At 68.8% G+C, this 19,119-nt stretch carries 19 protein-coding genes; 11 read left to right on the top strand and 8 right to left on the bottom strand.

Annotation, left to right across the window (positions count from 1 at the left end):
- Window positions 1–24: 24 nt before the first annotated feature.
- From LQ771_RS11135 to LQ771_RS11105, 7 genes are all read left to right on the top strand, one after another.
- Window positions 25–1,248: a sensor histidine kinase gene (locus tag LQ771_RS11135; RefSeq protein ID WP_231349480.1), complete on the top strand. Its 1,224-nt coding sequence runs from the start codon at window positions 25–27 to the stop codon at window positions 1,246–1,248.
- 102 nt (window positions 1,249–1,350) lie between these two features.
- Complete coding sequence (locus LQ771_RS11130; protein ID WP_231349479.1) at window positions 1,351–1,992, top strand: response regulator; 642 nt, start codon at window positions 1,351–1,353, stop codon at window positions 1,990–1,992.
- Window positions 1,993–2,374: 382 nt separating this feature from the next.
- Window positions 2,375–3,754 (top strand): SRPBCC family protein, encoded by a 1,380-nt coding sequence (locus tag LQ771_RS11125; protein WP_338030334.1) that lies wholly within the window; start codon window positions 2,375–2,377, stop codon window positions 3,752–3,754.
- Between the two features lie 743 nt (window positions 3,755–4,497).
- Window positions 4,498–5,424 (top strand): ABC transporter ATP-binding protein, encoded by a 927-nt coding sequence (locus tag LQ771_RS11120; RefSeq protein ID WP_231351900.1) that lies wholly within the window; start codon window positions 4,498–4,500, stop codon window positions 5,422–5,424.
- The gene (locus LQ771_RS11115; protein WP_231349477.1) at window positions 5,424–6,158 is read left to right on the top strand and encodes an ABC transporter permease subunit; all 735 of its coding nucleotides are present in this window, start codon (window positions 5,424–5,426) and stop codon (window positions 6,156–6,158) included. The genes LQ771_RS11120 and LQ771_RS11115 overlap by 1 nt, the downstream gene beginning before the upstream one ends.
- 1 nt (window position 6,159) lies before the next feature.
- Window positions 6,160–8,028, top strand: coding sequence for a GldG family protein (locus LQ771_RS11110; RefSeq protein WP_231349476.1), 1,869 nt, complete (start codon window positions 6,160–6,162; stop codon window positions 8,026–8,028).
- A 236-nt stretch (window positions 8,029–8,264) separates the two neighbouring features.
- The gene (locus LQ771_RS11105; protein ID WP_231351899.1) at window positions 8,265–9,116 is read left to right on the top strand and encodes a cytochrome c oxidase assembly protein; all 852 of its coding nucleotides are present in this window, start codon (window positions 8,265–8,267) and stop codon (window positions 9,114–9,116) included.
- A gap of 85 nt (window positions 9,117–9,201) precedes the next feature.
- On the opposite strand, the gene LQ771_RS11100 is transcribed toward LQ771_RS11105, so the two are convergent.
- Both LQ771_RS11100 and LQ771_RS11095 read right to left on the bottom strand, forming a co-directional pair.
- Window positions 9,202–9,645 carry a copper chaperone PCu(A)C gene (locus LQ771_RS11100; RefSeq protein ID WP_231349475.1) on the bottom strand — a complete coding sequence of 148 codons (444 nt, stop codon included), beginning with the start codon at window positions 9,643–9,645 and terminating at the stop codon, window positions 9,202–9,204.
- Window positions 9,642–10,265, bottom strand: a complete 624-nt coding sequence (locus LQ771_RS11095; protein WP_231349474.1) for an SCO family protein — start codon at window positions 10,263–10,265, stop codon at window positions 9,642–9,644. The genes LQ771_RS11100 and LQ771_RS11095 overlap by 4 nt, the downstream gene beginning before the upstream one ends.
- 50 nt (window positions 10,266–10,315) lie before the next feature.
- On the opposite strand from LQ771_RS11095, the gene LQ771_RS11090 reads away from it, so the two are divergent.
- Complete coding sequence (locus LQ771_RS11090) at window positions 10,316–10,702, top strand: DUF423 domain-containing protein (RefSeq protein ID WP_231349473.1); 387 nt, start codon at window positions 10,316–10,318, stop codon at window positions 10,700–10,702.
- A gap of 31 nt (window positions 10,703–10,733) precedes the next feature.
- The gene (locus LQ771_RS11085) at window positions 10,734–11,108 is read left to right on the top strand and encodes a YncE family protein (RefSeq protein WP_231349472.1); all 375 of its coding nucleotides are present in this window, start codon (window positions 10,734–10,736) and stop codon (window positions 11,106–11,108) included.
- 38 nt (window positions 11,109–11,146) lie between these two features.
- On the opposite strand, the gene LQ771_RS11080 is transcribed toward LQ771_RS11085, so the two are convergent.
- The 3 genes from LQ771_RS11080 to LQ771_RS11070 form a co-directional block, all read right to left on the bottom strand.
- Window positions 11,147–11,344 carry a type II toxin-antitoxin system antitoxin gene (locus LQ771_RS11080; protein WP_231349471.1) on the bottom strand — a complete coding sequence of 66 codons (198 nt, stop codon included), beginning with the start codon at window positions 11,342–11,344 and terminating at the stop codon, window positions 11,147–11,149.
- A 92-nt stretch (window positions 11,345–11,436) separates the two neighbouring features.
- Window positions 11,437–12,303 carry an SPFH domain-containing protein gene (locus LQ771_RS11075; protein ID WP_231349470.1) on the bottom strand — a complete coding sequence of 289 codons (867 nt, stop codon included), beginning with the start codon at window positions 12,301–12,303 and terminating at the stop codon, window positions 11,437–11,439.
- A gap of 59 nt (window positions 12,304–12,362) precedes the next feature.
- Complete coding sequence (locus LQ771_RS11070; RefSeq protein ID WP_231349469.1) at window positions 12,363–13,901, bottom strand: transglutaminase-like domain-containing protein; 1,539 nt, start codon at window positions 13,899–13,901, stop codon at window positions 12,363–12,365.
- A 114-nt stretch (window positions 13,902–14,015) separates the two neighbouring features.
- On the opposite strand from LQ771_RS11070, the gene purT reads away from it, so the two are divergent.
- Window positions 14,016–15,197, top strand: coding sequence for a formate-dependent phosphoribosylglycinamide formyltransferase (gene purT / locus LQ771_RS11065; protein WP_231349468.1), 1,182 nt, complete (start codon window positions 14,016–14,018; stop codon window positions 15,195–15,197).
- A 97-nt stretch (window positions 15,198–15,294) separates the two neighbouring features.
- Window positions 15,295–16,830 (top strand): FMN-binding glutamate synthase family protein, encoded by a 1,536-nt coding sequence (locus tag LQ771_RS11060; protein ID WP_231349467.1) that lies wholly within the window; start codon window positions 15,295–15,297, stop codon window positions 16,828–16,830.
- A gap of 76 nt (window positions 16,831–16,906) precedes the next feature.
- Here LQ771_RS11060 and LQ771_RS11055 read toward each other — a convergent pair whose 3' ends face one another.
- From LQ771_RS11055 to tesB, 3 genes are all read right to left on the bottom strand, one after another.
- Window positions 16,907–17,614 carry an arginyltransferase gene (locus tag LQ771_RS11055; protein WP_231349466.1) on the bottom strand — a complete coding sequence of 236 codons (708 nt, stop codon included), beginning with the start codon at window positions 17,612–17,614 and terminating at the stop codon, window positions 16,907–16,909.
- Window positions 17,615–17,684: 70 nt separating this feature from the next.
- Window positions 17,685–18,077, bottom strand: coding sequence for a hypothetical protein (locus LQ771_RS11050; RefSeq protein WP_231349465.1), 393 nt, complete (start codon window positions 18,075–18,077; stop codon window positions 17,685–17,687).
- Window positions 18,078–18,093: 16 nt separating this feature from the next.
- Entirely contained in the window at window positions 18,094–18,960 is an 867-nt protein-coding gene (tesB, locus tag LQ771_RS11045) for an acyl-CoA thioesterase II (protein ID WP_231349464.1), read from the bottom strand.
- Window positions 18,961–19,119 lie beyond the last annotated feature (159 nt).

Below are 19,119 nucleotides of genomic sequence, written 5' to 3'. Positions count from 1 at the left end.
CTGGCGTGGGCCTATGATGCGGGTATGTCCTGGATCAACTTCAACCATATCCGCCTGTTGCGCTACGCCGGGTTGTTCACCTATCTCTGCGTGGGCACGCCGCTGTTGACCCAGTGGGCCACCGAGCGCCTGACGCAGCTGAACCGGCCGGGCTTCTCGCTGCTGCTCTGGACGCTCTGTTACCTGGTGTTCGGCATGTTGTACTGGGCGGTGACCACCAACCTGGGCGCGCGCCGCTACGTGGGACTGCGGCTGGCGGGCACGGCGGTGATGAGCGCGGTCGCCGTCGCGGTGGGCTGGTACAGCCACAGCGGCCTGTCGGCGATGCTGATGGCGGTCATCGCCGTGGTGCTGCCCTGGCTCCTGCCGGTCTGGCTGGGGGTGGTGTGCATCGTGTTGCAGAACGTCTCGCTGGTGTTCGTGTTCATGAACTTCCCCGAGTACGAGCGCAACGTCTGGCTGGCATTCCTGCAGATCAGCATCTACCTGGGCATCTCCGCGCTGAGCTTCGTCGCCTCCATGATCGCCAGCCAGCAGACCGAGGCGCGCGAGGCGCAGCGGCGACTCAACTCCGAATTGCGCGCCACCCGCGCGCTGCTGGCCGAATCGACCCGCATCGCCGAGCGCATGCGCATCGCGCGCGAACTGCACGACCTGATCGGCCATCACCTGACCGCGCTCAGCCTCAACCTGGAGGTGGCCAGCCACCTGGCCAACGAGGCCTCTGCCGAGCACGTCCGCAAGGCGCAGGCCACGGCGCGGCATCTGTTGTCGGACGTGCGCGAGGCGGTCAGCGAGCTGCGCCAGGACGACGCCATCGACCTGACCCAGGCGTTGCGCAGCCTGATCGAGGGTGTCCCCGGGCTGACCGTGCGCGTGGACATGCCGCCGCGATTCAGCGTGGAGGATCCCCGCCGGGCGCAGGTTTTGCTGCGCTGTGCGCAGGAGATCATCACCAACTGCGCCAGGCACGCCGGCGCGCGGCAACTCTGGCTGACCTTTGCCTATGCCGACGCCAACCAGATCGGCCTGCACGCGCGCGACGATGGCCGCGGCGCGGCGCACTTCAAGCCGGGCAACGGCCTGTCCGGCATGCGCGAGCGGCTGGCCGAGTTCGGCGGCAGCGTGGCGGTGGATACCGCGGTCAGCGAGGGTTTCGCGCTGACCGTGCGCCTGCCGCTGGGCGAGGCGCTGGCACTGGCCCATTCACCCTCCCGGCTCGAGCCGCCGGCATTGAGCGTGTCGTGACGCCGGGCCGGCGCGTCCCATGCCAGAATGGCGGGCAGCGCCCGGCGCTGCGACTGCACTTGCCCAGCGCACGCCATCACCGCCCTGTCTAGAGGAACCGCGATGATTTCCGTCTGTCTCGTCGATGACCAGAACCTGGTGCGCCAGGGCGTCCGTTCGCTGCTGGACCTGGCCGAGGACATCCGCGTGGTCGCCGAGTGCGCCGACGGCGCGCAGGCCGTGGCCGACATCCCGCGGATCAAGCCCGACGTGGTGCTGCTGGACCTGCGCATGCCCAACATGAGCGGGCTGGAGGTGCTGCAGACGCTGTCCGCGCGCGGCGAGCTGCCGCCGACCATCATCCTGACCACCTTCGACGACGACCAGCTGGTGCTGCAGGGCCTGAAGGCGGGCGCGCGGGGCTACCTGCTCAAGGACGTCTCGCTGGAACAGCTGGTCGAGGCGGTGCGCACGGTCGCCGCCGGCGGCTCGCTGGTGGCGCCGATGGTCACCCAGCGCCTGCTGGCCGGGGTGGGGCGCATGCAGAACCAGTTCACCAGCCTCGAGCAGCCCGATCCGCTCACCGAGCGTGAGACGGAGATCCTGCGCCTGCTTTCCGGCGGCTACTCCAACAAGGAAATCGCCAATTCGCTGAAGGTGGCCGAGGGGACGGTGAAGAACCACGTGTCCAACATCCTCTCCAAGCTGGGGGTGCGCGACCGGACCCGTGCCGTGCTGAAGGCGCTGGAGCTGGGCATCGTCTGACGACGGTCGCCGCTGTACCGCGGCGTGGGCCGGGAGACGCTCCGATTTCGGCCCTCCCCGCCGCCCCCTTCGCGCTGGGCGCGGTCGTGCGGTGGCGGAGCCGAAGGGGCTTTCGCGCGGGGGCCCGGCCGGGCCTCAGCCGCGAAGAAGCGCCTGCGAACGGCCTCCCGAGGCCGACTTCACGGCACCCGGGCAGGCCCCTGTCCGCCTGATGGCGTTCCAGCCCGCGAGCAAGTACCATCCCAAGCTTCGGTCTTTTGCCGACCCTCGCCGTGCCTTCCTCCGGGGTTTCCCCTGTGGCGCGGAGTCCGACGGGAACCTTTAGCGCTGCGCGGAAAACGCTCGGAGAACCCAGGTAATGATGCGTGTTCTTGAATTCATTGTGGCCCTGATCATCGTCGCCGTGGTCGGTGTCGTGGTAGGCGTGATCATGCCCGGCAGTGGCCACGTGGAACGGTCGCTGGTCTTTGGCAAGGACATGCGCCAGGTCTACGACGTCCTCAACAACTTCCGCCGCTTCGAGGACTACTCCTCGCTGCGCCAGGAGGACCCGAAGATCCAGTTCAAGCTTTCCGGCAAGTCCTACGGCCCCGGTTCGGAAGTCAGCTGGAGCAGCGAGGACAACCGCGTGGGCGACGGCAAGCTGACGATCGCCAGTGCCGACCCCGAGTTCTACAAGGTCGACAACACCGTCAACCAGGCCAAGATCATCTGGAACCTGGACAACGACTGGCGCGGGCAGGACAAGCACTTCACGCTGGACCTGGAGCGCGAGGGCAGCCGCCACCAGCTGACCAAGGTGACCTGGGCCTATGACGTGGCCTATGGCTTCAACCTGATCAACCGCTATTCCAACCTTTACATCCATGGCGATCCGGATTCGATGATCCAGACCAGCCTGGGCAACCTGCAGAACGTCCTGGCCGCGGTGCCGAACATCGACTACGGCAACCTGGTCCCCTACATCGTCCAGACGCCGCCGACCCCGATGTTGCTGGTTTCCAGCTCGATCCAGCGCAGCGGCGGCCTGGCCGCCCTGGACGAGGCGACCGCCACCGCCGTCACGCAGATCAAGGACGCCGCCAAGAAGCTGGGCGTCAACGTGGTCGGTCCGCGCGTCATCTTCACGACCAACTACGGCGACCAGAACTACACCTTCGACGTGGGCATGCCGATCGACGCCACCAGCCTGACCGTCGCCGGCCAGAGCCAGGAGCTGACTCCGCCGCAGCCGCCGAAGCTGGGCGAGGAAGAGCCGGCCGAGGCTTCCAGTGCTCCGGCCAGCGCCAGCAGCACCGCCGCCGCCAAGCCGGCCGGCCCGCAGCCGGGCGACCATGACCGCTTCGGCCGCCTGGTCGTGGACAACAACGTACGTGCCACGCTGGCCTACGGCACCCCCGCCCTGATGGGCGTGTGGAACGGCACCGCCGCCGGCGTGCCGCAGACCCGCGAGATGCTCAAGGCCTACTCCCAGACCCACGGCTACAAGTTCGACGAAGTGACCAACCGCCTGTACGACATCGAAGTGCAGCCGGAGGTCAAGGACAAGGACGGCAACATCACGACCTACGCCAAGTACGAGGTCTACCTGCCGCTGCTGGGCGACAACCTGCCGGAGCAGACGCCGGAACAGGCCGCGGGCATCCCGCAGCCGACGCTGGAGCCGGCGCCGGCCGCCAGCTCTTCGGCGCCCGCCGCCGCCAGCTCCGCCGCCGCCGCGAGCTCGGCCGCCGCGCCGGCCGAGGCTGCCAGCGCCGAGTAAGCGCACACATCCGGCCTGACGAAATCCTGCCCGCCTTGCGCGGGCAGGATTTTTTTTGCCCCGCATTTGCGCCCGGTCGACCGCACCCGCGGGAGGGCCCGGTCGCGCGACCGGGCGTGCCATCGGCCACCCCGGCTGGCCGTTGCCGGCCATGACCGCGACAACCTGCCGAACCGCGCGGCGAGACACAATTCTCCCGCTCGCCGACCGGGCACAGGTCAGCGTCGGCCATCCTGCCGCCGGAGAAGCTCTTCGACGACACCCGGGTCACCCTCATCGAGGAAGGCCAGCCGCGCGTGCACCACATCCTGCAGGGCGTGTACCGCACGGGCGCCCGGGACTTCACCCTGCGCGGCAACTATTTCGGCCCGGCCAGCGGACAGGGTTTCACGCCCGGCATCAAGCAGATCCGGGGCGGCAAGTGGCTGGCCGACGTCGCGCCGGGGGACCGCTTCTCCGACGCGGCGAGGGTCGCGGTAGGCGCCGGCATCGTGTTCGACACCTGTCCGGACAAATGGGATCCGCAAACCGGCGCGCCGTTTCCCCGGCCGGGCTTCACGATGGCTGGGAAACCTGCCGTTCGGCATGAACGACGGGTTCTACTACGCGCGGCTGGATTTCCGCTGCTGACTGGCGGGAAGCCGCTCGCGGTCCGGGCCGCGTCTCCGTCCGCGAGCGGCTCCATCGCGCGCCCGATGGCGGCGGTGGGTTACATTGGCGGCCTGTCCAAGCCGCCACGCCGCATGATCGAAGCTGACCGACTCACCCGTTGCTATGGCCGCCTCATCGCGGTGGACGCGCTGTCCATCCGCGCCGAGCCCGGCCAGGTGCTGGGGCTGCTCGGGCCCAACGGTGCCGGCAAGACCACCGCGATGCGCATGATCGCCGGGTTCCTGGTGCCGACTTCCGGCACCGCCCGGGTTTGCGGACACGACGTGCAGCGCGAACCGCTGAAGGCCAAGCGCGCGCTCGGCTACCTGCCCGAGGGCGCGCCCAGCTACGGCGAGATGACCGTGCGCGAGTTCCTCACCTTCATCCTGCGCGTGCGTGCGCTGCCGGCCGAGACGGGGTTCCGCCGCTTCGACGAGGTGGTCACGCACCTGCAACTGGAGGACGTGCTGGAGCAGTGCATCGACACGCTGTCCAAGGGCCTGCGCCGGCGCGTGGGCCTGGCGCAGGCCATCCTGCACGACCCGCCGGTGCTGATGCTGGACGAACCCACCGACGGGCTGGACCCGAACCAGAAGCACGCGGTGCGTCGGCTGATCGATTCGATGGCGCGCGAACGCACGATCCTGATCTCCACCCACCTGCTGGAGGAGGTCCATGCGTTGTGCAACCGCGTGGTGATCATCGCCCGCGGCAAGCTGCTGGCCGACGCCACCCCGGCCGAGCTGGAGGCGCGCTCGCGCTACCACGGCGCGGTGTCCTTCAGCGCCCCCGGCAGCGGCGTTTCGCAGGAGATGCTCGGGCGCCTGCCGCAGGTGGCGGCGATCGAGGTCGACCCGCTGGACGGGCGCATCACGGTATTCCCCAAGCCCGGCGCGCGCATCCTGGAGCCGGTCGAGGACCTGTTGCGCCAGCAGGGCCTGGAGGTTTCGGAAATCCAGCTCGAGCGCGGCCGGCTGGACGAGGTCTTCCGCCAGATCACGATGGGGGAGGGCGCCTGATGCACCCCGTCTCCGCCATCATGCGCCGCGAGCTGCGCAGCTACTTCGTCACCCCGGTGGCGTACGTGTTCCTGGTGATCTTCCTGGTACTGGCCGGGCTGCTCACCTTCTATGCGGGCGACTTCTACGAGCGCGGGCTGGCCGATCTGCAGCCGTTCTTCGTGATGCACCCGTGGCTGTACCTGATCCTGGCGCCGGCGTTGTCGATGCGCATGTGGGCGGAGGAATCCAAGGCCGGCACGCTGGAGCTGCTGCTGACGCTGCCGGTGACGCTGGTGCAGGCGATGCTGGGCAAGTTCCTTGCCGCCTGGCTGTTCCTGGGGCTGGCGCTGGCGCTGACGTTTCCGATCTGGATCACCGTCAACTACCTGGGCGATCCGGACAACGGCGTGATCTTCGCCGGCTATCTCGGCAGCTGGCTCATGGCCGGCGCGTTCCTGGCGATCGGTGCCTGCCTGTCCACGCTCACGCGCAGCCAGGTGGTGGCCTTCATCCTCACCGCGCTGGTGTGCGTGTTGCTGATCCTGGTCGGCCAGCCGCAGGTGCTGGATTTCTTCCAGGGCGCGCTGCCACGCAGGCTGGTCAACGGCGTGGCGCACCTGTCGCTGCTGCGGCATTTCGAGGCGATCGCGCGCGGTGTGCTCGACCTGCGCGACCTGATGTATTTCATCCTCACCATCCTCGCCTGGCTCACCGCCGGCGTGCTGGTGCTCGACCTGAAGCGGAACCGCTGACATGCGCCGCCTGCATATCGGTCGCCGCACCTGGCTGGTCGCCGCGCTGGTCGTGCTGACGCTCGCCTTCGTCGGCATCACCCTGGCCAGCAGCCGCTGGCTGCAGGCAGCGCGTGTCGACCTGACCGCCGATCACCTGTACACGCTCACGCCCGGTACGCAGCACATCATCGACGAGCTCCACCGGCCGTTGAAGCTGACGCTGTATTTCTCCGAGCACGCCACCCGTGACCTGCCGAAATTGCGCAGCTACGAGCAGCGCGTGCGGGAGATGCTGCAGGAGATGGTGGCCCGCTCGCACGGCCGCATCCGCCTGGCCGTGATCGATCCGGTGCCGTATTCGGACGACGAGGCCAGCGCCGAAGGTGGCGGCCTGACGCCGATCAACGGCGGCAGCAACGGCGAGCGGGTGTTCTTCGGCCTGGTCGGCAACACGGTGCCGGGCAGCGAAGGGGGCGAGGAGCGAAGCCTGTCGATCCCGTTCTTCGATCCGGCGCGCGAGACCTTCCTCGAATACGACATCGCCAAGCTGCTGTACGAGCTGGACCAGCCGAGCAAGCCGCACATCGGCCTGATCAGCTCGCTGCCGCTGGGCGGCAACCCGGCGATCGGCGAGCCGCCGTGGGCGGTCGTGCAGCAACTGGAGCAACTGTTCGAGGTGCGCACGCTGGACGCCGACACGCTCACGCGCGTGGGCGACGACATCCAGGTGCTGCTGCTGGTGCACCCCAAGCGCCTGCCGGACGCCGCGGTCTACGCACTGGACCAGTACGTGCTGCGTGGCGGCCACCTGGTGGTATTCGTCGATCCGGACGCGGAGCTCGACACCACGCCCTACGTGGACAGCAACGGCCTGACCGACGACCACAACTCCGACCTGCCGCGGCTGTTCGCTGCCTGGGGCGTGGTATTCGATGCGCGCTCGGTGGTGCTCGACCGCTCGCGCGCGCTGCAGATCGAGTTGGCCGGCACCAACCTCAACCATCCGGCGATGCTCGGCCTGGGTCCGCAGGAACTCAACCATAAAGACGTGGTGACGGCCAGCCTGCAGCGCATCAACGTGTCCACCGCCGGCAGCTTCGACCTCGCGCCGACCGCGCAGACGCGCCTGTTGCCCCTGGTCCAGAGCAGCGCCGAGGCCGAGAAGGTGCCGGCACAACGCGTGCTGGAGGCGGTCAGCGACCCGACCCTGCTGTTGCAGGGCTACCAGCCGGACAACCAGCACTATGTGATCGCCGCGCGCCTGCGCGGCACCTTCCGCAGCGCCTTCCCGCAGCGCGCCGGCACGCCGGGCCACCTGGCCGAATCCGGGCCCGATTCCGAAGTGGTGCTGGTGGCCGATACCGACATCCTCAGCGACCGGCTGTGGGTGGAGATGCAGAGTTTTCTGGGCCAGCCGATGCTGTCGGCCTTTGCCAACAACGGCGACTTCGTCACCAACCTGGCCGACAACCTGAGCGGTTCGTCATCACTGCTTTCCATCCGTGGGCGCTCTGCCTCGCAGCGCCCGTTCACCCGCGTGCGGGCGTTGCAAGCGGCGGCCGACCAGAAGTTCCTGGTGAAGAAGCAGGAACTGGAACGCGAACTGGCCGAGACGCGCCTGCGGCTGGACGAACTGCAGCCGTCCAAGGGCGCGCGTTCGAACGCGGCCAGTGCGCAGCAGAAGAGCGAGATCGAGCAGTTCCAGCAGCGGCGGCTGGCGATCAACAAGGAACTGCGCGACGTGCAGCACCAGCTCAACGCGGAGATCGATGCGCTGGGTCTGCGGCTGAAGGTGATCAATATCGTGCTGGTGCCGGCGCTGGTGATCCTGATCGGCCTGTTGTATGGCTGGCGACGTATTCGCCAGAGCCGGTCGCGGGCGGGTTAGGCGCTTCGCGCGCCTGCCGGCGTCCCGGCGGAAGCTTTCGGACGTCCGTCGCCGTCCCCGGCAAGCGCCTTGGGGCACGAAAGCGCCCCGATGATGCGCCCTTGGCCCTTCCCTCCCGTGAGCGGGCGGGCGCCTCCACCCGCCCTCCCGCATGCTCCCGAAGCGGCAATCTGCCGCAAGTACCCCGGCGCCGCGCCGTGGGGTCTATCCTTGCAGGCTGGTGGTTGTGCGGGCCGGTGATGGCGCTGTTGCTCAAATGGATCGTGCCTTGGGAGTTCTCGTGGGTGTTCCTCGCGAGTTTCCTGCTGGCCGCGGTGCTGTACTGGCGCGGGTCGCGCGCGCTCGGCGTGAGCCTGGGCCGGCGCCTGTCGTTCTGGAGCGGCATGGCGATCATCTACCTGTCGCTGCACACCTACCTGGACTACTACGCGGAACATGAGTTCTTCATGCACCGCACCCAGCAGGTGCTGCTGCACCACCTGGCGCCCCTGCTGGTGGTGGCTTCGTATCCCGGTTCGGTGCTCCGGGCGGGGTTGCCGCTGTCGTGGCGTGTACGGGGGCTGCGGCCGGTGCAGCGGTCCGCACCCTGGCGCGCGACCAGTGCCGTGCTGTTCAATCCGGCACTGGCGACGTTCCTCTTCATCGCCTTCATTCTGGTCTGGCTGGTCCCGTCGATGCAGACGCTCGCGATGCTGGACTGGCGCATCTACCGCTTCATGAACTGGACGATGCTCGGCAGCGGATTCATCTACTGGGCACTGGTCCTGGACCACAGGCCGCGTCCGCCGGGCCGGATGATCCCGGGCCTGCGCGTGCTGTCGCCGGCGATCACCATGACACCGCAGATCCTGGCGGGCGCGATCATCACGTTCTCCAGGACCGACCTCTACCCGATCTTCGAAATCTGCGGGCGCGCGTTCAGCTTCAATGTGCTGACCGGCCAGATGGTCGGCGGCGTGATCACCTGGGTGCCGGCGGCGTTGATCGAGTCGATCGGCGCACTGCTGGCCCTGCGCCAGTGGCTGGCGTTGTCCCGACGCGGGCGCATCCGGCGCGAGCAGCGCCCAGCCCTGCGCCAGTCCCTGTAGGAGCCCGCTTGCGGGCGATGCGCTTCGCCACGGGGCCTGGGCCTGGAGCATCGCCCGCAAGCGGGCTCCTGCGAAGAGCGTAACGCTAGAGGGCGTTGGCCGGCCTGGCGCGGAAATCGGTGGGCAGCATGCTGCCGTCGGCAAAATGCAGCGTGACCTGCACCGTCTGGCCCGGCTGCACCGGTTTGGCCGCGTCCATCAGCATGAAGTGATAGCCGCCGGGCGCGAGCGCGACCTGGCCATGTGCCGGTATGGTCAGGCGCTCGACCATGCGCATGCGACCCATGCCGCTGTCGGTGGAGCTCTCGTGCAGCATCACGCTGCCGTAGGTGGCGCTGCTGGCGCCGTCGAGTATGGCTGGCTGGTCGCCCTCGTTGCGCAGGGCCACGTAGCCGCCGGCGGGCAGGCCGGCAGGCATCACGCGGATCCAGGCGTCGTCGGCATGCACATGGTCGGCCTGGCCCGCATGGGCGGCACCGGCAGCAAGGAGCAGGCCGGCGAGTAGCAGGGACAGGAAGCGCGAGGTCATTTTCCGGTTTCAAGCAGCAGGTAGAGATCGTGGACCAGGTCGTCCTGCGAGGCGGCGGGCGTGGCGAGCAGCCGCGCGTGGCCCTGGCGGTCGAACAGGTAGATCGCCGAGCTGTGGCTGACCTCGTACTGGCCGTCGGCCTGGGATGGCTCGCGGGTGAAGGCCGAGCGGTAGCGCTTGCTCAACGCCTCCAGTGCGCGTGGCGTGCCGGTCAGGCCGACCGCGCGTTTGTCGAAGGCGTTGACGTAGGCGTGCATGATTGCCGGCGTGTCGCGCGCCGGGTCGACGCTGACGAACAGGATGCGCGCGCCGTCCGCCTTGGGGCCGACCCGCTCAAGCACCGCATGCAGGTGCGCCAGGGTGAGTGGGCAGACGTCCGGACAGTGGGTGTAGCCGAAGTACAGCAACACCACCTTGCCGCGGTAGTCTTCGCCCGTCACCGGCCTGCCGGTGTCGTCGGTGAGCTGGAACGCGAGATCGGGCATGTGACCGCTGATGTCGGTCAGCCGCCAGGGCAGATTGTCCTCGCGATGGCAGGCGGCCAGCAGCAGGGCGAGTCCCAGCAGCAGGACGAGGCGGACCAGCCGCGAGGGCTTCGTGCAAGAATCCGGACGATGCATCCGGCCAGCATACGCCAAGCGGCGCTGCGGGCGCGGCCGAGGAGAAGCCCGTGCGACAACCTGTCCCCGCCACGATCCCCTGGCTGCTCGCCACGACCGGCGCCAGCGCGGTGCTGCTGGGCGCCTTCGGCGCGCATGCGCTGCGCGGTGTGCTCGATGCCGGTGGGCGCGAGCTCTGGCATACCGCCTCGCAATACCATTTCTGGCATGCGCTGGCGCTGGCGATCGCCGGCCTCGCGTCGCCGGGCCGGGCGCGGCGCTGCGCGCTTGCGGCGTTCGTCGTCGGCATCGTGCTGTTCTGCGGCAGTCTCTATGCGCTGGCGCTGGGCGCGCCGCGCTGGTGCGGCGCGATCACCCCGCTGGGCGGGCTCGCCTTCATCGGCGGATGGATCGCGCTGGGCCTGGCCCTTCATCGCACGGACAAGTCGGCGTCATAGCGACGTCATGCTCCGGCGCGAAGCTGCGGGCATGCGCCGATACCCGCTCCCGCAACAATGCCTTCGCCGGCCCGACGGCCGTGCCGGGTTCGCTGTCACTTTCCTGGCGGCGGCGCTGCTGACCGGTGTGCTCATGCCGCCCTCGCCCGTGCCACCCAAGCAACTGGTGCGCTGGAGGGCCGATGGCCACGACTGGCTGCTGGTGTCCGACCGCCAGCGCGACCGCATCCAGGCCTATGACGCGCGCGACGGCCGCCCCCTGGCCACGCTGGATCGCGGCAACGGCCTGGCCGATGTCGATCGCGTGGTGCTCGAAGGGCGTTGGCTGGTGGTGCTGGGCAGTGACGGAACGAAGGTGGTGCGGCTGCCCGGATTGCAGCCGCAGCCGTGGCCGGGATCGCGCTGAAGGTCGCTCACGGTGACCGGTTGTCCGCGCGCGGAGGCTCAGCGCGAGTCCGGCTCGTCGTCGATCACCGGCTTGCTCGTGCCGGCCTTCAGGCGGCCGGATTTGCGCAGTGCCTCCCGCAGCACGTACTCGATCTGCGCATTGACGCTGCGCAGCTCGTCGTCGGACCAGCGCTGCATGGCTTCGAGCACGCTGGCGCTGATCCGCAGTGGATACGCTTTCTTCTCCGCCGGCATCGACTCAGTCGCGCTTGCGCCGCGAGGCGACGGCCACGGCAATGATCAGGATCACGACGATGACAGGGATCGCATAGCCCATCGCATTTCTCCTAGCCGTAGAGGGTGCCGGTGTTGACCACCGCCTGGGTGCCGCGCTCACCGCACAGCACCACCAGCAGATTGCTGACCATGGCCGCCTTGCGCTCTTCGTCCAGCTCGACCACGCCGCGACGGCTCAACTGGTCCAGTGCCATCTCGACCATGCTGACCGCGCCTTCGACGATGCGGGTGCGGGCCGCGATGATGGCGCCGGCCTGCTGGCGCTGCAGCATCGCCTGGGCGATCTCCTGCGCGTAGGCCAGGTGGCTGATGCGCGCCTCGATCACCTGCACGCCGGCCTGTTCCAGCCGTGCCTGGATCTCGTCGCGCAGGTGATTGTTGATGACCTCGCCGTGGCTGCGCAGCGAGGGCTGGCCGTCGTCATGCGCGTCGTAGGGATAGCTCTGCGCCATCTGGCGCAGTGCGGACTCGCTCTGGATGTGCACGAAGTTCTCGTAGTCCTCGACGCGGAACACGGCCTCGGCAGTGTCCACGACCTGCCATACCACGACCGCGGCGATCTCGATCGGATTGCCGTCGTTGTCGTTGACCTTGAGCTTGCCGCTTTCGAAGTTGCGCACGCGCAACGACAGCCGGCGCTTGGCATAGAACGGATTGGTCCAGCGCAGACCCTCCTCGCGCACGCTGCCGGCGTAACGACCGAACAGCTGCATCACCTGGGCCTCGTTGGGGGCGACCTGGAAGAAGCCCTTGAGCAGGAATCCGGTCAACGCCAGCAGCAGCATGCCCGGGATGACGCGCGGTGCCGGCTGCCCGGCATCGGCGCCCACCAGCAGCAACCCGCCGATGGCCGCCAGCACCAGGCAGACTCCGATGAAGGGGATGCCGGCGATCGAAAAGCCCTTGCGTTCGTTCATGACGCTACCTCCCTTGGATATGGGAAGTAGATATCAAAAACATATCACCATGCAAGTGCTCAGTGACCCGGTCCCCCGCCGCCCCCCGGGCTGCCGCCGGAGCCTGCGCCGGAGCCTCCGCCCGGACCCGGGGAGCCACCACCGGCAGGCAGGCTCAGGTCGGCGCCGGGCACCGCCTGGCGGATGTGCAGGTTGCCGAATAGCTGGGTGGTCGCGGCGAAATGCCAGGGGTCACCGTCACCGCTGGCCAGCGCCAGGTGCGTGCTGTCGAAGTGGCGCAGCGCGGCGTCGAAGCTCTGCCAGCGACCATGCACCCAGGCCTGGACCCATTCGTGCGGGATGAACAACTGCGAGGCACCGGCGAAGCGGTCGGCGTACACCATGCCCGTGACGACCCGCGCGGGAATGCCCTGCGCCCTTGCCATGGCCGCAAGCAGGACCGCGTATTCGGTGCAGTCGCCCTCCCGGCTGTGCACCACCTCCAGCGCCGAGGCGTAGCCGACGTCCAGCCCATGGCCGGTGATGTAATCGCTGACGAACTCCCGCAGGCGGCGCATGCGCCGCAGGTCGTCGTGCGCGCCGCCCACCGCCTGGGTGGCCAGCCGGCGGATCGCCGGGGCGTCGGATTGCAGCCAGGCGTTGGGCTGCGTGTCGGCCGGCCGGGGCGGCGCCTGTCGGCCGGCGTGGGAGTTGCCCACGTCCAGCATCCAGTCGGTGCCGCCGAGCGGTGTGACCTGCTGTTCGTCCGTGGTGATGAAGGGCTGGCCGATGTTGCCGCCGATGCGGATGCGGTAGCGCATCGGCACGGCGCGGACGTAGCTCGGCAGCCAGCGAGGCGATTCGACCGTCGCCGCGCGCAGCATGTCCACCGGCTGGTTGGGAGCCAGCGCGCAGTCGCGATCGCAGGCGAGCATCTCCAGCGGCTGCCCGAGCAGGCTCATCAGGCCCTTGCGGGCGATGCCCTGGTCGTCCACCCACAGCTCCAGCGTCTGGCGTCCGCGGGCCAGGGTGAGGGTCTGGCGCTGGTGGCTGAGCCGCATCGCGCCGTCCGGCAGCGCGACGGTCTCCTCGCCCAGCACATCCACCTGGACCTGCACGACTTGCTGGCTGGACGGGTCGAACTCGTGCAGCTGGTAGCGGGTGCCCGGCACCCGCCCGGCGGCGACGGTGGCCAGGCGCTGGCCTTCGGCAAGCAAGGCGTCGCCGGGCCAGTCCATCAGGGTGATGCTTGTCTGGCCGCCCACCGTGGTGGTGACCCGATAGCGCCCGGCATCATCGGGCACGGCGTCGACCGTGCTGTCCATCGACGACATCCGCGTGCGCGAGGCGAAGCCCAGTGGCTCGCCGTCCGGGCCCTCGACGCTGCGGCTCGTGTTGCCCAGGCGCATGGGCTTGCCCGAGCGGCTCAGGTCCAGCGACAGCGTCTGGGTGGTGGTGAGAACGTCGCCGTCGCGCTCGCGATCGATCTGCACGTGACCGACCTTGCGCCCGCCAAGCAGCACGGCCATCCATTCGGTCTGCACCGGCAAGGCCGCTTGCGCGGCGCTACAGAGGCACAGCCAGATCGCAGGCACCAAGCTGGGCAGGACGCGTCGCATGGTCAATCCCGGGGGATGGATGACGGGTCCAGTGGAAACCCCTGGCAGGGTCGGCGTCAATGCGCGGTGCAACGTAGCCCCTACAATGCGCCCCATTCCTCCAGGGAGCTTTCCATGAAGCCTTTCGGCACGCCGCTTTCCGATCATGCCGTGCGCGTCCTGCTGCTCGGTTCGGGCGAACTGGGCAAGGAAGTGGCGATCGAACTGCAGCGCTTCGGCGTCGAGGTGATCGCGGTCGACCGGTATGCCGACGCGCCGGCGATGCAGGTGGCGCACCGAAGCCACGTGATCGACATGCTCGATGGCGCTGCGCTGCGTGCACTGATCGCGCGCGAGAAGCCCGACCTCGTCGTGCCGGAGATCGAGGCGATCCACACGCCGACGCTGGTCGAGCTGGAACGGGAGGGCCTGCGGGTGATTCCCACCGCACGCGCCGCGTGGCTGACGATGGACCGCGAAGGCATCCGCCGCCTCGCTGCCGAGGAGCTGGGCGTGCCGACCTCGCCCTACCGTTTCTGCGACACGCCGACGGAGTACCGCGCGGCAGTCGAGGCCATCGGGTATCCGTTCGTGGTCAAGCCGGTAATGAGTTCCTCCGGCAAGGGGCAGAGCACGGTGCACGATGCCACGGAACTGGACGCGGCCTGGGATTATGCCCAGTCGGGCGGACGTGCCGGGCAGGGGCGTGTGATCGTCGAGGGCTTCGTCGACTTCGATTACGAGATCACGCTGCTCACCGTGCGCCACCGCGACGGCACCAGCTTCTGCCAGCCGATCGGCCACCGCCAGGAGCATGGCGACTACCGCGAGTCGTGGCAGCCGCAGCCGATGAGCGAAACGGCGCTGGCCGAGGCGCAGCGCCAGGCCGCGGCCATCACCCACGCGCTGGGCGGCTGGGGCGTGTTCGGCATGGAGTTCTTCGTCAAGGGCGACAGCGTGATCTTCTCCGAGGTCAGTCCGCGCCCGCACGACACCGGGCTGGTGACGCTGGTGTCGCAGGAGCTTTCGGAGTTCGCGCTGCATGCGCGGGCCATCCTTGGCCTGCCGATTCCGGTCATCCGCCAGTGGGGCCCGTCGGCCTCGTGCGCCGTGCTGGTCGAGGGCGAGGGTCGGTACCCGCGCTATCACGGCGTGGCCGATGCGCTGGCCGAGCCCGATACGCAGTTGCGGATCTTCGGCAAGCCGGAGGTCAAGGGGCGCCGGCGGATGGCGGTGACGCTGGCGCGCGACGTGGATGTGGAGGCGGCGCGCGCCAAGGCGGTGCGGGCGGCAGGGTGCCTGAAGGTCGAGCTCTGAGAATCGTCACACTCGCCTGCTTGGCCCTCTCCGCGCAGGGGAGGGGGCACTGTCCGCGCTAGGCTAGGCTCCTGGTTTTATCGGAAGGAGAGCAAACATGGCACCGGAGGGCTTCGCGCACTGGCTGATCGTGCTGGTCGAAACGCTGGCGGCCTTCTTCGTGCTGATGCTGGCGCTGGCCGTGGTGGTCGTGCTCTCGGTGTGGATCGCCGACCGCTACCAGACCGGCAACGCGGTGCTGCGCAACTTCCCGGTCATCGGCCACTTCCGCTACGGCTTCCTGCGCCTGGGCGAGTTCTTCCGCCAGTACCTGTTCGCCAGCGACCGCGAGGAGCTGCCGTTCAATCGCGCCCAGCGCGTCTGGGTCTACCGCGCGGCCAAGAATGCCGACACCACGATCGGCTTCGGCACCACGCGCGATCTCTCGGCCGAGGGCATCCCGTTCTTCGTCAATGCGCCGTTCCCGCGGCTGGAGGGTCACCACGTCGATCCAAAGCCCGTGCGGATCGGTCCGTACGCGCGCGAGCCCTACGACCACGCGGCTTTCTTCAACATCTCCGCGATGAGCTATGGCGCGCTGTCGGCGCCGGCGGTGCGCGCGCTGTCGCACGGCGCGGCCAGGGCCGGGATCTGGCTGGATACCGGCGAAGGCGGCCTGGCGCCCTACCACCTGGAAGGCGGCTGCGACCTGGTGTTCGAGATCGGCACCGCCAAGTACGGCGTGCGTACCGCCGACGGCCGGCTCGACGACGAGCGCCTGCGTGCGATCTGCGCGCACAAGCAGGTGAAGATGGTCAGCATCAAGCTCGGCCAGGGCGCCAAGCCCGGCATGGGTGGCCTGCTGCCGGGAATCAAGGTGACGCCCGAGATCGCCGCCATCCGCGGCATCCCGGTCGGGCAGGATTCGCAGAGTCCCAACCGCCACCTCGACATCGCCAACGTGCCGCAGCTGCTGGACGCCATCGCGCACGTGCGCGAGGTCAGCGGCAAGCCGACCGGCTTCAAGGCGGTGCTGGGTGGCCCGGGCCTGATCGAGGAGCTGTGCGACGAAGTTTGGAAGCGCGGCATCGAAAGCGCGCCGGACTTCATCATCGTCGACGGTTCCGAAGGTGGCACCGGCGCCGCGCCGCAGACCCTGATGGAAGGCATGGGCTTGCCGTTGCACGAGGCGTTGCCGGCGCTCGTCGACACGCTGATCGCCAAGGGCCTGCGCGAGCGCATCAAGGTGATCTGCTCGGGCAAGCGCATCACCGCTTACGACGTGGCGTGGGCGCTGTCGGTCGGTGCGGACTTCGTCAATTCCGCGCGCGGCTTCATGCTCGCGCTCGGTTGCATCCAGTCGCTGCAGTGCAACCGCAACACCTGCCCGACCGGCATCACCACGCAGAACCCGAAGCTGCAGCGCGGCCTGGTGGTGACGGACAAGACCGAGAAGGTGGCGCATTACGCGCGCAACCTGATGTACGAAGTCGGCATCATCGCGCACAGCTGCGGCGTGGATGACCCGCGCCAGCTCGATCGCACGCACTGCCGCGTGGTCGGCGACGACGGCCTCTCGGTGCCGCTGATCAAGCTGTTCCCGTATCCGGAAGTCGGCTCGACACGCATCGCCGGGCCGCGCCCTGGCATCTGAAACGTGGGCAGGGTGGGCTTCAGCCCACCGGCTCCCGCGGCGTGCCATGGCGGGCTCAAGCCCACCCTGCGCACGTTTACGGCGTCAGCGGGACCCAGCCGTCACGGGTGCGCACCTGCAACGGACGGAAGCGCCGCTTGTAGTCCATCTTCTCGTGGCCTTCGATCCAGAAGCCCAGGTACACCCACGGCAGGCCGCGGCGGCGGGCCAGTTGCACCTGCTGCAGGATGGCGTAGGTGCCCAGGCTGCGTGCGGCATGGTCCGGATCGAAAAAGGTGTAGACCGCCGACAGTCCGTTGATGCACACGTCGGTGACCGCCACCGCGAGCAACTGTGCGCCAAGGCGGAATTCCAGGAACAGCGTGGGGCTCCACGGCGCGGTGAGGAAGCGACGGAAGTCGCTGGCATCGGCCTCGTCCATGCCACCGCCGGCGTGGCGGGTCCGCAGGTAGCGCTCGTACAGCGCGTGGCGCTCGGCGTTGTAGCCGGCCATGCACTCGACCACGGTGAGGTCCGAGTTGCGCTTGAGGCATCGCCGCTGCCCGCGGTCGGGCGTGAATTGCTCCACGTCGATGCGGCAGGGCGTGCAGGCGCGGCACTGCGGGCAGTTGGGGTAATACAGATGGCCGCCCGCGCGGCGGAAGCCGCGCTCCAGCGCAGGGCCGTAGAGCTGGTCCAGCCGCGGCGCGGCCGGATCGATCACCAGGTTCTGCGCCGTGCGCTCGGCGTAGTAGCCGCAGGCATGCGGCAGGGTCTGGAAAAGGCGGACGCGTTCGGAGCGCATGAGCCCGATTCTATGACCGAGTGCGCGATCGGTTGCAAATTTTCCGAGAAAGCAGCCTTGATCGGGTGGCCTATATCTTGCCCATGTAGCGCAACATCAGGATCGCGAAGGCGGCCGCGAGCGCCAGCAGCACGATGCGCCGCACGCGGGTGGCCACGCTGGCGCGGCGCATCTCCGGCGTCGGGTTGCGCGCCGCTGCCAGTTCCTCGCCATGGCGCACCATCGGCTCGATGCCCAGCCCGCGCAGCAACGTGCGCGCCTGGGTGTAGTCGTCCGCACGGTTGACCCACACCTGCGGCCAGCTTTCGCGGTTGCCGTTGCGCTGGGCATAGCTGAAGCGCTGGTAGCTCGGGCGGTTCCAGTTCGAGCGACCGGTGACCGTCGTCTCTATGCCGTGTTCGGCAAGCAGGGCGACCAGCCGGTCGATGTTTTCCTGGCGGGGGGAGGAGTAGAGCGGACGCATGGGGTGAGTCTAATGCCTAGCCGTTGCGCAGGCGGATCAGGCCTTCCTGCGCGGTGGAGGCGACCAGCCGCCCGTCGCGGCTGTAGATCTGCCCGCGCGCCAGGCCGCGTCCGCCCTGGGCGGTGGGGCTGTCGAACGAGTACAGCAGCCACTCGTCCACGCGGAACGGGCGGTGGAACCAGAGCGCATGGTCGAGGCTGGCCATCTGCACGTTGTGGGTCAGGTAGGAGATGCCGTGCGGAAGGGTCGCGGTCCCGATCAGGTGGAAGTCCGAGGCGTAGGCAAGCAGCGCGCGATGCAGCACCGGCGAGTCGCCGATGGGCGCGGTGAGGCGGAACCAGATGTGCTGGATCGGCGGGCGCTTGGCCGGATGCAGTTCGTCGCGCGGCCATACCTGGCGGAACTCGAACGGTCCGTCGATGCCGAGCCAGCGCTGCAGCTTCACCGGCAGCTTGGCGAGCTCGTCGGCCGGCAGGTGGCGCATCGGCTCGAGGTCTTCGGGCGAGGGCACCTCGGGCATGGCGCTCTGGTGCTCGAAGCCCTTTTCAGGCTCCTGGAAGGAGATCGCGCCGTTCAGGATCGGCTGGCCGTGCTGGATCGCGACCACGCGGCGCGCGGAGAAGCTGCCGCCGTCGCGCGCGCGCTCGACCGAGTAGACGATCGGCGCGTCGATGTCGCCGGCGCGCAGGAAGTAGGCGTGCAGCGAGTGGGCCTCGCGCCCGGGATCGACGGTCTGCTGCGCAGCCGACAGTGCCTGGCCGAGGACCTGGCCGCCGAACACGAAGCGGGTGCCGATGTCGCGGCTCTGGCCGCGGAACAGGTTGTCCTCCAGGCGTTCGAGCTGGAGCAGGTCGACCAGTTCCTTGACGTGTTCTTCCCGCATGGGGTGTCCGAGTGTGTGGGGAGTGGGGATTATAGCTTTGCTCCCTTGCCCCTCCGGGGAGAGGACTGGGGTGAGGGGCGCCGGGGCTCGCCTCAGCGGTTGATGAGAGGGGGCGAGAGTAGGAGCAATGGCAAGAGCAAGAGCAAGAGCTTTCGGACG

Origin of the sequence: Frateuria soli, from assembly GCF_021117385.1 — a bacterium.
GTDB lineage: Bacteria > Pseudomonadota > Gammaproteobacteria > Xanthomonadales > Rhodanobacteraceae > Frateuria_A > Frateuria_A soli.
The sequence above is the reverse complement of the archived record's forward strand: the minus strand, read 5'-3'. Positions and strand labels throughout refer to the sequence as shown.